Annotated in this window: 9 protein-coding genes, 8 tRNA genes and 1 rRNA gene; 17 read left to right on the forward strand and 1 reads right to left on the reverse strand. The window is 41.5% G+C overall.

From position 1 onward, the window contains the following. Positions 1 to 104 precede the first annotated feature (104 nt). The 10 genes from rrf (at position 105) to rocF (ending at position 2,560) form a co-directional block, all read left to right on the forward strand. Positions 105 to 220: ribosomal RNA gene (rrf, locus tag IHV11_RS19765) — 5S ribosomal RNA — on the forward strand. 46 nt (positions 221 to 266) lie between these two features. Continuing rightward, positions 267 to 341: transfer RNA gene (locus IHV11_RS19770), tRNA-Asn, on the forward strand. A 9-nt stretch (positions 342 to 350) separates the two neighbouring features. Beyond that, a tRNA-Thr gene (locus IHV11_RS19775) sits at positions 351 to 426 on the forward strand. A 31-nt stretch (positions 427 to 457) separates the two neighbouring features. After that, a tRNA-Glu gene (locus IHV11_RS19780) sits at positions 458 to 532 on the forward strand. 16 nt (positions 533 to 548) lie between these two features. Next, positions 549 to 624, forward strand: a tRNA-Val gene (locus IHV11_RS19785). A 12-nt stretch (positions 625 to 636) separates the two neighbouring features. Next, positions 637 to 712, forward strand: a tRNA-Thr gene (locus IHV11_RS19790). A 70-nt stretch (positions 713 to 782) separates the two neighbouring features. Beyond that, positions 783 to 867, forward strand: a tRNA-Tyr gene (locus tag IHV11_RS19795). Between the two features lie 45 nt (positions 868 to 912). Further along, positions 913 to 986: transfer RNA gene (locus tag IHV11_RS19800), tRNA-Gly, on the forward strand. 12 nt (positions 987 to 998) lie between these two features. Next, positions 999 to 1,074: transfer RNA gene (locus IHV11_RS19805), tRNA-Ala, on the forward strand. Between the two features lie 586 nt (positions 1,075 to 1,660). Continuing rightward, positions 1,661 to 2,560, forward strand: coding sequence for an arginase (gene rocF / locus IHV11_RS19810; protein WP_197192151.1), 900 nt, complete (start codon positions 1,661 to 1,663; stop codon positions 2,558 to 2,560). Between the two features lie 32 nt (positions 2,561 to 2,592). Here the strand turns inward: rocF and IHV11_RS19815 are convergent, their stop codons facing one another. Beyond that, entirely contained in the window at positions 2,593 to 2,763 is a 171-nt protein-coding gene (locus tag IHV11_RS19815) for an aspartyl-phosphate phosphatase Spo0E family protein (protein WP_171005666.1), read from the reverse strand. A 200-nt stretch (positions 2,764 to 2,963) separates the two neighbouring features. On the opposite strand from IHV11_RS19815, the gene sigW reads away from it, so the two are divergent. From sigW to IHV11_RS19850, 7 genes are all read left to right on the forward strand, one after another. After that, positions 2,964 to 3,539, forward strand: coding sequence for an RNA polymerase sigma factor SigW (gene sigW, locus IHV11_RS19820; RefSeq protein WP_197134246.1), 576 nt, complete (start codon positions 2,964 to 2,966; stop codon positions 3,537 to 3,539). Positions 3,540 to 3,544: 5 nt separating this feature from the next. Continuing rightward, a complete protein-coding gene (locus IHV11_RS19825) occupies positions 3,545 to 4,219 on the forward strand; it encodes an anti-sigma factor family protein (RefSeq protein ID WP_197195990.1) in 675 nt (224 codons plus the stop codon). Between the two features lie 211 nt (positions 4,220 to 4,430). Further along, entirely contained in the window at positions 4,431 to 5,264 is an 834-nt protein-coding gene (gene cdaA / locus IHV11_RS19830; RefSeq protein WP_197134253.1) for a diadenylate cyclase CdaA, read from the forward strand. Then, entirely contained in the window at positions 5,248 to 6,567 is a 1,320-nt protein-coding gene (locus IHV11_RS19835) for a CdaR family protein (RefSeq protein ID WP_197195991.1), read from the forward strand. Before cdaA ends, IHV11_RS19835 begins: the two co-directional genes overlap by 17 nt. A gap of 18 nt (positions 6,568 to 6,585) precedes the next feature. Next, the gene (gene glmM, locus IHV11_RS19840; RefSeq protein WP_197195992.1) at positions 6,586 to 7,926 is read left to right on the forward strand and encodes a phosphoglucosamine mutase; all 1,341 of its coding nucleotides are present in this window, start codon (positions 6,586 to 6,588) and stop codon (positions 7,924 to 7,926) included. Between the two features lie 478 nt (positions 7,927 to 8,404). Continuing rightward, on the forward strand, positions 8,405 to 10,207 hold the full coding sequence (gene glmS, locus IHV11_RS19845; protein ID WP_197195993.1) for a glutamine--fructose-6-phosphate transaminase (isomerizing): 1,803 nt from the start codon (positions 8,405 to 8,407) through the stop codon (positions 10,205 to 10,207). Between the two features lie 354 nt (positions 10,208 to 10,561). Continuing rightward, entirely contained in the window at positions 10,562 to 12,271 is a 1,710-nt protein-coding gene (locus IHV11_RS19850; protein ID WP_197192154.1) for an ABC transporter ATP-binding protein, read from the forward strand. The last annotated feature ends 178 nt before the right edge of the window (positions 12,272 to 12,449 follow it).

Here is a 12,449-nt window from a genome sequence, read left to right on the forward strand (position 1 = left end):
GAAAATCATTTAAAAAATCTCTTGCAAAAAGCTTTAAAATATAATAAAATTTATCTTGTCCCAACAGGATAAATGATTTTGAGAGTGTTACATAAGTAACTAGGTCCAGTGATGATGGCAAAGAGGTCACACCCGTTCCCATACCGAACACGGAAGTTAAGCTCTTTAGCGCCGATGGTAGTTGGGGGTTTCCCCCTGTTAGAGTAGGACGTCGCTGGGCTAAAATCTCAAAATTCCAACTTAGTTGTGGATTTTCATTACATTATTCCACAGTAGCTCAGTGGTAGAGCTATCGGCTGTTAACCGATCGGTCGCAGGTTCGAGTCCTGCCTGTGGAGCCATTTTTACTTGCTTCCATAGCTCAGCAGGTAGAGTGCTTCCATGGTAAGGAAGAGGTCACCGGTTCGAGCCCGGTTGGAAGCTCCATATCATACTTACTTTTAAATCATACAGTTATGGCCCGTTGGTCAAGCGGTTAAGACACCGCCCTTTCACGGCGGTAACACGGGTTCGAATCCCGTACGGGTCACCATTTTCTATAAATATTTGGAGGATTAGCTCAGCTGGGAGAGCACCTGCCTTACAAGCAGGGGGTCGGCGGTTCGAACCCGTCATCCTCCACCATTTTTTTTGCTTGCCGGTTTAGCTCAATTGGTAGAGCAACTGACTTGTAATCAGTAGGTTGGGGGTTCAAGTCCTCTAGCCGGCACCATGTTTACTTTCTTGGATAGTAGACACAGAGCACAACGAAGTGCTTGAAGAGTAACTCTCTTTTTTTATGTGGAGGGGTAGCGAAGTGGCTAAACGCGGCGGACTGTAAATCCGCTCCCTCCGGGTTCGGCGGTTCGAATCCGTCCCCCTCCACCATCTTATGTTTAACAATACAAAAGATAGACGATACTAATAGAATATGCGGGTGTAGTTTAGTGGTAAAACAAGAGCCTTCCAAGCTCTGGTCGTGAGTTCGATTCTCATCACCCGCTCCATATTATTTCTTCGGGGCTTTAGCTCAGCTGGGAGAGCGCCTGCCTTGCACGCAGGAGGTCAGCGGTTCGATCCCGCTAAGCTCCACCATATACATAATCATTTCACTTCAGGCGATGCCTGAAGTTTTTTTATTGTTTAGAAGACTTTAAAATACTTCTCGTTTGATAGATAGAGATACTAATTTTTGGCTGCTAGTGTATAGTGTGATCACGTATACATGTGTCAGTTATGGAATAGAGTTAAGGGTATGTGCTTCATATTTATTGTTGAACTATCACGATTCGAAGATATAGGAACAAAACTCGCCGTATTATTTTGCGAAATATCTAGAATTATTGCTGATATTTCTAGAATTTGCATCATAAATACCCCGAGTGGTATTTGTTATAGCGGTCTATTTTTCTACTCATGAAACGGGACCTCTAAATATACCCCATTTCAGTACTGATAAGTTAAACAGAGTTAAGAAAAATGAAAAGAAGATGGCTCGAAGCCATCTTCTTTTTTGTCCTTTCTTATCCGAAACCTTATAAATATGTAACTTAAGGTCGAAAGCGCTTTCTTTTTGGTATATCTATGCAACATTTTGTCCAGTTGAACCATGAAATCCCTTACAGCTACAATAGAGATAGATTTTCATGTTTTATGTGTTTTTCATAAGGGAGGAAGAAAAATGTTGAAAGATATTACAGTAATCGGAGTACCGATGGATTTAGGACAAATGCGCCGTGGTGTAGATATGGGACCGAGTGCGATTCGATATGCGGGTGTTGTTGAACGCCTTGAAAACCTGGATTATCGTGTTGAAGATTTTGGTGATATAGATATTGCTCGTCCAGAAAAACAAAGTATTGAAAACGAAGGTAATCTGAAAAATTTACAAGGTGTTATTGATGCGAGTGAAAAGCTGTCACAAACTGTATCAAATGTAATCTCCAACAAGAAGTTTCCACTCGTGCTTGGAGGAGACCATAGTATTGCGATTGGTACATTAGCTGGGGTTTCTAAGCACTACGAGAATTTAGGTGTTATTTGGTACGATGCGCATGGAGATCTGAATACTGCCGATACTTCACCGAGTGGAAACATTCATGGGATGCCACTTGCGGTAAGCATTGGTATCGGTCATGAGAGACTTACAAACATTAGTGACTATACACCAAAGATCAAACCTGAAAATATTGTAATCATTGGCGCGCGGTCCTTAGATGAAGGTGAACGTGAGCTGATAAAAGAAAGAGGAATCAAAGTATATACGATGCATGAAGTAGATCGTCTAGGGATGGCGAAGGTTATGGAAGAGACGATTGAATACTTAGCTCACACAGATGGTGTACACTTGAGTCTCGATTTAGATGGTCTTGATCCTCATGATGCACCTGGTGTTGGAACGCCTGTACTTGGAGGGATCAGCTACCGAGAGAGCCACTTGGCAATGGAGATGTTAGCTGAAGCGGAAGTTATAACATCTGCGGAATTTGTAGAGGTTAATCCAATTTTAGACGAAAAGAACAAAACAGCGACGGTGGCTGTAGCTTTAATGGGTTCTTTATTTGGAGAAAAGCTACTATAATAGACGAAGACAAAATAAAAACAGTTGCCTCTTTATAGATGCAACTGTTCTTTTTCATTTATGCGTTGGTATTGGTTAAGCAGGTGATCAATCTCTTGTGAGAGTTCAACTACTTCTTGTGCGATTAGTGGAAGATGTTTTGAAAGTTCATTCATTTGCTGTCTGGAGTGTTCGATCTGTTCGATTAATAAATCTCTATGCATACAAACTACCCCTTTCTGCCTCAGCATAATATTTTATATGATTAATATTCCCAGGTCTGATTTATTTAAAACACATTATTTAGAAAAAAATACCTTTTTATTTCGTCAAATTCTGCAACATGATAAAATAAAATAATATGAAAAGATTTGAAACTTATGAAATGCTGGTACGTAAATAAAATCCGAGTGGTGATAAAATAATGGACGCCTTAATAGCGAATATGGTGACCCAAGTTAAAAAAGGGGACCAAGAAGCGTTTGAAGGCATTGTTGACCTTTTTAAAGATAAAATATACCGGCATTGTTTCCGGATGGTCGGCAATGGACATGAAGCAGAAGATTTAGCACAAGAAACTTTTTTACGCGCTTACCGTAATATAAGTAAATACAATAGTGAATACAAATTTTCAACCTGGATTTTTCGTATTGCTACAAACCTTTGTATCGACAGGTTAAGGAAAAAGAAACCGGATTATTATCTGGATGCAGAGGTGCCTGGAACAGACGGCGCTACGATGTATAGCCAGCTTTCGAGTGAAGAGCCTTTACCTGAAGAAGTAGTTACAGAGAATGAAGAGTGGAATGAACTTCAGTCAGAAATCATGAAGCTTCCTGAAAAATACAGGACCGCAATTCTTTTAAAATACGTTGAGGATCTATCGTTAGAGGAGATCAGCAAGATTATGGACATACCTGTTCCAACAGTGAAAACTCGTATACATCGCGGGCGGGAAGCATTGAAGAAAGTATTTCAAATGGTTGTAAAAACGAGGTGATAATAATGCATTGTGAAGTTTCCGTATATGATGAATTAATGAATAAAGTTCTTGATGGTGATGCAACAAAAGAAGAGGAATTAGACTTTCACAATCATCTTAAGGATTGTGAGACGTGTAGGGAAGAGTTTGAGCTGCTGACTGCGACATTGAAGGATTTGCAGCTGCAATCTCATATGAAGGCACCAGAAGGCTTTACAGAGGCTGTGATGGCTAAATTGCCTAAAGAGAGGCAACAGGTAAAATGGATGCGCTGGATGAAGAGTCATCCTGCTCTAACAGCTGCGGCGATCTTTATGTTTTTTATGGCTGCATCCGTGTTTACGAGTTACAATCAACAAGATTTAGCAGTTGTAAAAGGTGAAGGAAACCTGCAGATCAAAAAGTCTGAACGCGTAGTAGTCGTTCCTGCTGGAGAAACAATTAAAGGCGATCTAGTTGTAGAGAATGCTGATGTTCGAATAGAAGGCAGAGTAGAAGGTGACGTTACGGTCATAAAAGGTGATCAATATCTTGCATCTGCAGGGGAAGTAACAGGTCACAGTCAGGAAATCGGCCAAGTGGTCGAATGGGTATGGTATAAGTTGAAATCTTTAGTTAGTACAAATGATGAAGCAATGAATGATCCTCATATAGAAAGCCGTTCTCATACGGCTTTTTTTCATGTGCAAATCGTATAAATGGCAATCATCATCCAACCATCATGAGTAAAACATGTGAATGTCATGCCAAGTTTTCTTTACATTGAGGTATGCTATAATAAATGGGTTAAAAATTTTTTCTTGGTAGTGTTTGAAGAAATGGTATTCCATAAGTTTACGCATAGCAATAACCTGTTTCGCACCACTAAATACTTCAACTTGGAAGACAAACTGGGTTGGGAGGGAATTTATGTTACCAATCGCTGATTTTAATATATTTAATTACATTACACAGATCATAGATATTTTATTAGTGACGTATGTGATCTATAAGCTGATAATGCTGATCAGAGGAACAAAAGCTGTTCAATTGTTAAAAGGGATCACCGTAATCATTGTAGTATGGTTCCTGAGTAGTTCGTTCGATCTTAGAACGATGTCATGGCTGATGGATAAAGTGATTACATATGGTCTTCTTGCTATCATTATCATTTTCCAGCCAGAGTTAAGACGGGCGTTAGAACAGCTTGGTCGTGGGAAGTTCTTTTCTCGTACAGGATTACCTGAAGAGGAAGAAACGGAAAAAGCCATTGCCGCGATCTGTAAGTCAACGAACTATATGTCTAAGCGACGTATAGGTGCGATCATGTCGATCGAGCGCGAAACGGGATTGAGTGAGTATGTGGAAACTGGCATTCCGATTAAAGCGCATCTATCATCAGAACTGCTGACGAATATCTTTGTACCGAATACTCCATTACATGATGGAGCGGTCATCATTAAACAAAGTCAGATCTACGCGGCAGGTTGTTACTTACCTTTAACGGAAAGTCCGTTTGTTTCAAAAGAGCTTGGGACAAGACATAGAGCCGCACTAGGAATTAGTGAAGTTACAGATGCTGTAACGGTTATTGTTTCTGAGGAAACAGGTACGATCTCACTTACGAAAAATGGAGAGATCTATCGTAACCTGGACGAAGAGTCATTAAGAAATTTGTTAAACGCAGAATTGATTATTGCCAACAAGTCCACTTCCTCAACTCGCTGGAATTGGAGGGGAAAGAAAAATGGACAAACTCCTTAGTAGTTCATGGTTTGTAAAAATTATTGCTTTCCTTCTTGCCCTCATGATGTATACGATCGTAACGATGGAGACACAGGAAGAAGCAGCAAACAATTCGATATTCTCAAAAATGTACACTGAGAGTGAAACGATCGAGAACGTACAGATCAAACCATACTTTGATGATGATCAATATGTTCTTACTGATATGCCATCATCGGTTGATCTTACTTTAACGGGTTCTAGCCGTTTGATTACAAAAGCGACAAAAGTGGATAAAGAATTCGAAGTCTATATTGATCTAACCAATATGAAACCTGGCAACAAGCGGGTAAAAGTTCAAGTTCAAGGTCTGCCTGAAGGGGTAAAGGCTAAGATTAATCCAGACTATGTGGATGTCATCCTGCATAAAAAAGTAACAAAAGAAATGAACGTGAACGTGGACCTGAAGAATAAGAGAAAACTGCCTGAGGGATATACAGCAGGTGAGGTTGAGTTTTCGCCGAGAACGGTCAATGTGACAGGTGCTGAGGGGATGATCGAACAGATCTCATTCATCACAGGATTTGTGGACGTAAGTGATGCAGATGAAGCGATCCAAACCAAAGTTCCCCTGCGTGCGTACAATCAGCAAGGAGATATAATTGATGTTCAGATCAACCCTGGAGTAGCGGAGGTGTCTGTACCGATCAAGAAGCCTAAGAAAACGGTACCGATATCTATCGAAACGAAAGGCGAACTAGAGGAGGGGCTTACCCTTCAATCGATCACATCTGATCCGAGCGAGATCACATTGACAGGTACAACAACTTCTTTGGATAAAATCGATTCATTTAGAGGAATAACGATAGATTTAAGTGACATCAAAAAAGACACGACGCTGACCGTTGATGTTCCCGTACCAGACGGAATTGACGACGTTTCAATAAAAGAAGTGACAGTAGATGTAAACGTTGAAGAAACGGGTAATGAGGCTGAAACCGAAACAGAAGCAGGTACAGAAACAGAAGCAGAACAAGAAACCGATCAAGAGACGACAAAAACGTTCAGTGATGTTCCATTAACGCTGCTTGGAAGGGACGCTGACAAACAAGCAACGATACTAGATCCGGCAGATGGTGTTGTAGATGTAACAGTAAGAGGGAAAAAGGGTGTGCTTAATTCCCTTAAAAAGTCAGATCTGCAGGGAATCGTAGATGTGAGCTCACTTGGTCAAGGAACGCATAAAGTGAAGATAGATTGGAAAAATCCAGGGGATGTTGAACTGACAGGTACAGTTCAGGAAGCCAGTGTGGAAATTCAAACAGAAACTAGCAGTCAATAGTTGAAGGAGAGAGCAATAATGGGAAAATATTTTGGTACCGACGGAGTTAGAGGAGTTGCAAATACAGAGCTTACGCCTGAACTAGCATTTAAATTAGGGCGCTTTGGAGGATATGTTCTTACAAAAAATACAGAAAGACCTAAAATCTTAATCGGGCGTGATACGCGTATTTCGGGACAGATGCTAGAGGGTGCTCTTGTAGCGGGACTTCTATCCATCGGTGCGGAAGTAATGCGTTTAGGCGTAATCTCTACTCCGGGAGTTGCTTTCTTAACAAAAGCTTTAGGCGCACAAGCAGGTGTTATGATTTCAGCGTCGCATAACCCAGTAGCAGATAACGGCATTAAATTCTTTGGAGCAGATGGCTTCAAGCTATTAGATGAGCAAGAAGCAGAAATCGAAGCCCTTTTGGATAATGAAACGGATGAACTCCCTCGTCCTGTAGGCGGCGACTTAGGTTCAGTCAGCGATTATTTTGAAGGCGGCCAAAAGTATATGCATTATCTGAAACAAACGGTTCCTGGAGATTTTTCTGGTCTTCATATCGCTTTAGATTGCGCGCACGGAGCTACATCATCACATGCACCACATCTGTTTGCTGATCTTGAAGCAGACATCTCAACGATGGGCACAAGTCCAAACGGCCTAAACATCAATGAAGGTGTAGGAAGTACACATCCTGAAAAGCTTGCTGAACTTGTTAAAGAAAAAGGCTGCGACATGGGGCTTGCATTTGATGGTGACGGAGACCGTTTGATCGCGATCGATGAAAAAGGAAACATCGTCGATGGAGACCAAATCATGTTCATCTGTGCAAAGCATCTAAAAGAGCAAGGACGTTTGAAGCAGGATACAGTCGTTTCAACAGTAATGAGTAACTTAGGTTTCTATAAAGCTGTAGAAGCAAACGAGATGAAATCTGCACAAACAGCTGTAGGTGACCGTTATGTAATGGAAGAGATGCGTAAGAACGACTTTAACCTTGGTGGAGAACAGTCTGGTCACATCATCTTCTTAGACTACACGACAACAGGAGACGGACTTCTATCTGGCATTCAGCTTGCTGCCATTCTAAAAGCAACCGGAAAGCCACTATCCGAGCTTGCAGGTGAGATGGCAAAATTCCCGCAGCTTCTTATCAATGTAAAAGTAGCGGATAAGTCTAAGTTGAACGGAAACGATGCGATCAAGGCTGCGATCGATAACGTAGAAACAGAGCTTGAAGGAAACGGCCGAGTGCTTGTTCGCCCTTCTGGAACGGAGCCACTCGTGCGTGTAATGGTTGAAGCTCCAACAGAAGAACTCTGCCAAGAGCATGCAGATAAAATCGTAGAAGTAGTAAAGGCTGAGCTCGTTTAAATTAAAAAGAAACTGTCCCTCATAAAATAAAAAAGGGCACGAAACATATGCATATGCGGCTCACAGAAAGAGCTGTGTATGCATATTTTTGTAATATGGAACATTATGTTTCAACTTTTTCTCAAAATGGGAAAGAATAATAATTGACGGTTTTGAAAAACCCGTGTATGATTATTTTTGTTTACTTCAAATAAAAGGAAGGAGTTTACAGTTAATCATTCATCCAAAGCGCCTGAACTGCTGACCGGCTAAAGAGCAGTTGACGAGGAAGAGGTTCATCGATATTTCGGCGGATGCCTCTCGGAACATCACTTCCGTAAGCTTTTGTTCAAACCAGGTAAGGTGACTTCCTGTACAAAGACGAAAGCAAGTGAAAAAAATAAAAATAGAGAACATAGGTGGGGTTGTGAGCCCCGCTCACGGCCCCCTTATGAAAGCCGTCAGCAGAGTGTGATGGCTTTAAGGAGGACGCTTATTTATGTGTGGAATCGTTGGATATATTGGGAATAATGACGCGAAGGAAATCCTTTTACGCGGATTAGAAAAATTAGAATACCGCGGATATGACTCAGCTGGTATCGCTGTACTTAATGAAGACGGAGTTCATGTGTTCAAAGAAAAAGGACGTATTGCAAATCTTCGTGAAAACGTAGATCTTGGAGTAGAAGCATCCGTTGGTATCGGACATACACGCTGGGCAACACACGGAGTTCCGAGCAGAGTTAACTCTCATCCACACCAAAGTTCAACAGAACGCTTTACACTCGTACACAACGGTGTAATCGAGAACTATGAACTGGTGAAGAAACAATACATCTCAGGTGTTGATTTATTGTCTGAAACAGATACAGAAGTTATCGTTCAGCTAGTAGAATACTTTGTGAACGAAGGCATGGAAGTGGAAGAAGCATTCCGCCGTACGCTTTCTGAGTTAAAAGGTTCTTATGCGATCGGACTAATCGACAACCAAAACCCTGAAACCATCTATGTTGGTAAGAACAAGAGCCCGTTATTGGTTGGTAAAGGTGAAGGCTTTAACGTTATTGCAAGTGATGCAATGGCTATGCTTTCTCAAACCGATCAATACGTTGAATTAATGGATAAAGAAATTGTAATCGTGACAAGCGACAGCTATACGATCAAAACTCTTGATGGTACAGTTGTTGAGCGCACACCTTATACAGCTGAACTAGATGCAAGCGACATCGAAAAAGGCACGTATCCTCATTTCATGTTAAAAGAAATCGATGAGCAGCCTTTCGTAATGCGTAACATCATCAATCAATACCAAAATGAAAATGGCGATCTTAAGCTGGATGATGATATCCGTGCCGCGATGAAAGAAGCGGACCGTGTTTATATCATCGCTTGCGGAACGAGCTACCACGCTGGTCTGGTTGGGAAACAGCTGATCGAAAACATCGCTAACATTCCTGTTGAAGCACACATCGCGAGTGAGTTTGTTTACAACATGCCGCTTCTATCACAAAAGCCGTTGTTCATCTTCATCTCACAATCAGGTGAGACTGCAGACAGCCGTGCCGTGTTAGTTGAAGTGAAGAGACTTGGACACAAAGCATTAACGATCACGAACGTTCCAGGTTCTACACTTTCTCGTGAAGCAAACTACACGCTTAACTTGTATGCTGGTCCTGAGATTGCAGTAGCATCAACGAAAGCATACACAGCTCAAATCGCAGTACTGGCAATACTAGCTGTTGACTCAGCTCGTGCAAAAGGCATCGAGTTAGACTTCAATCCGCTGCAAGAGCTTGCGATCGTTGCAAACGCGATGGAAGTTCTTTGTGACCAAAAAGAAGAGATGGAGAAGATCGCACGCGAGTTCTTAGCTGTAACTCGTAACGCATTCTTCATCGGGCGTGCTGCTGACTTCTACGTATGTTTAGAAGCTGCACTAAAATTAAAAGAAATCTCTTACATCCAAGCAGAAGGTTTTGCTGGAGGAGAATTAAAGCATGGTACGATCGCATTGATCGAAGACGGAACACCAGTTATCGCTCTTGCAACTCAAGAGCATGTTAACTTAAGCATCCGTGGTAACGTGAAAGAAGTAGCGGCACGTGGAGCTTACACATGCGTGATCTCTATGGATGGTCTGCAAGAAGAAGGCGACCGTGTTGTTCTTCCGAAGATCCACCCATACTTGACGCCGTTAGTATCTGTACTTCCGATGCAGCTGATCTCTTACTACGCAGCGCTTCACCGCGACTGTGATGTAGATAAGCCGCGTAACCTTGCGAAGTCAGTAACAGTAGAATAGATCATTTAATAGCACAAAAACCTCCTGTAGCGATACGGGAGGTTTTTTCATGCTTAAAAAAATCTTTTATAAAAAACTGATTTCTTTTTACTTCTGATGCAAGTTGATTGGAGCGGAAGGTTGCCGACTCCTATGGGACGAGCGGTCAGGTGGAGACTCCTAAGGGCGCAAAGCGGCAGGAGGCTCACCGGTCGCCCCATGGAAAGCGAGCAACCTGGAGCGGAAAGCAACCACTTTCAAAGATCATACAACGGTTCAGTCATTTTAAATTGTAAGAAAACCCTTTATTCTGTATAATTGAGAATGGATTTCAATTAGTTGTATTTCAATTAAAACAGTAAAGGAGGTCTATACGTGTTAACTCGCTTTTTTGCTTATTATAGACCCTATAAGTGGTTGTTCATACTTGATTTTTCATGTGCCATTCTTGTTGGAATTTTGGAATTGGCCTTTCCGTTAGCTGTAAACCAAGTGATCGATAAGCTTCTTCCTGATGGAAACTGGGAGATTATCTCTTTAGCTTGTCTTGGTTTGTTGCTTGTTTACCTTTTAAATACGTTTCTTCATTTTGTTGTCACGTACTGGGGGCACAAGCTTGGGATCAATATTGAAACAGATATGCGTCAGCAGCTGTTCACTCATATGCAGAAACTCTCGTTCGGCTATTATGATAACAATAAGACCGGTCATAGTATTTCTCGTCTTACGAAAGACTTGGAAGAGATCGGAGAAGTTGCTCACCACGGGCCAGAAGATGTGTTTGTGGCGGTTATGACATTGATTGGATCGTTCGGCCTCATGTTAACGATCAATTGGAAGCTCGCTGTTTTGTCTTTTATCGTTATCCCTTTATTGATCATTCTAGCGATTTACTTTAATAAAAAAATGACGATCACGTTTAGAAAGATGTTTCAAGATGTAGCGGAGATCAATGCAAGAGTAGAGGACAGCATCGGTGGAATACGTGTTGTTCAGGCTTTTGCGAACGAAAAATATGAACAGGAAAAGTTTAGAGAAAATAATAAGAAGTACCGTCTTACAAAGCTTCAATCCTATAAGATCATGGCTCAGAACGTTATGTCCAACTATGTTTTAATGAGGTTAGTTACCCTTTTCACCTTATTGTTTGGAACATACTTTGTCATTTCAGGTGAATTAACGTATGGACAGTTTGTTGCTTTTATTTTGTTATCGAACATTTTGATCGGACCGATTCAAAAAATAAACGCCGTGATTGAAAGCTATCCTAAAGGAATTGCCGGTTTTAAGCGGTTCGTTGAAATCATGGATACAGACCCAGATATAGCAGATTCAGAAGACGCTATAGAAGTCGATTTAAAAGGGGCAATCCGTTATCAGGGTGTGACATTTGGTTATGAAGGTCACAGATCAGTTTTGAATAACATCGATCTATCCATTCGCTCTGGTGAGACTGTCGCGTTTGTCGGACCATCTGGCGCAGGGAAGACAACGCTATGCAGTTTGCTGCCTCGTTTTTATGATGTGCAAAATGGATCGATTACAATAGACGGGATCAACATCCAAGAGATGAAGCTACAATCGTTACGAAAGCAAATCGGTATCGTGCAGCAAGATGTTTTTCTCTTTTCAGGTACGATCAAAGAAAATATTGCTTACGGTGACCTAAACGCGACCGATGCTGAAATTATGGATGCGGCGAAGAGAGCTCGATTGGATGATTTTATTAAAGATCAGCCAGAAGGACTCCAGGCAGTGATCGGCGAAAGAGGAGTCAAGCTTTCGGGCGGCCAAAAACAGAGACTAGCCATTGCTCGAATGTTCTTGAAAAATCCGCCGATCTTGATCTTGGACGAAGCCACATCTGCATTAGATACGGAAACAGAGGTTGCGATTCAAAAAGCCTTAGAAGAATTAACAGAAGGTAGAACGACACTCGTAATTGCACATCGACTTGCCACGATAAAAAATGCGGATCGAATAATGGTCGTGACGAATGAAGGAATTGCAGAACAAGGAAACCATCACGATCTGTTAGCATCAAAAGGAATCTATAGCCGTTTACATGCAGCGCAATTTGGATGAGTGGATTACTCCATTCATACGAGTCCCCTTTTCACATAGAGAAGGGGGCTTTTTATATACGATAAGAAAGTACTACTCCTATAAAAGGAATAAAAGAGATGCTTGAGGAAGAATAAAGGAATATATAAAAAAGAATTGACCATGTGGTGCACAACACGGTTTATGATGAAATAGCAGG

Origin of the sequence: Fictibacillus sp. 26RED30 (genome assembly GCF_015903845.1) — a bacterium.
GTDB lineage: Bacteria > Bacillota > Bacilli > Bacillales > Fictibacillaceae > Fictibacillus > Fictibacillus phosphorivorans.

Coding starts and splice junctions, on each gene's coding strand:
- rocF (WP_197192151.1), top strand. CDS start 1,661: ATGTTGAAAGATATTACAGTAATCGGAGTACCGATGGATTTAGGACAA.
- IHV11_RS19815 (WP_171005666.1), bottom strand. CDS start 2,763: ATGCATAGAGATTTATTAATCGAACAGATCGAACACTCCAGACAGCAA.
- sigW (WP_197134246.1), top strand. CDS start 2,964: ATGGACGCCTTAATAGCGAATATGGTGACCCAAGTTAAAAAAGGGGAC.
- IHV11_RS19825 (WP_197195990.1), top strand. CDS start 3,545: ATGCATTGTGAAGTTTCCGTATATGATGAATTAATGAATAAAGTTCTT.
- cdaA (WP_197134253.1), top strand. CDS start 4,431: ATGTTACCAATCGCTGATTTTAATATATTTAATTACATTACACAGATC.
- IHV11_RS19835 (WP_197195991.1), top strand. CDS start 5,248: ATGGACAAACTCCTTAGTAGTTCATGGTTTGTAAAAATTATTGCTTTC.
- glmM (WP_197195992.1), top strand. CDS start 6,586: ATGGGAAAATATTTTGGTACCGACGGAGTTAGAGGAGTTGCAAATACA.
- glmS (WP_197195993.1), top strand. CDS start 8,405: ATGTGTGGAATCGTTGGATATATTGGGAATAATGACGCGAAGGAAATC.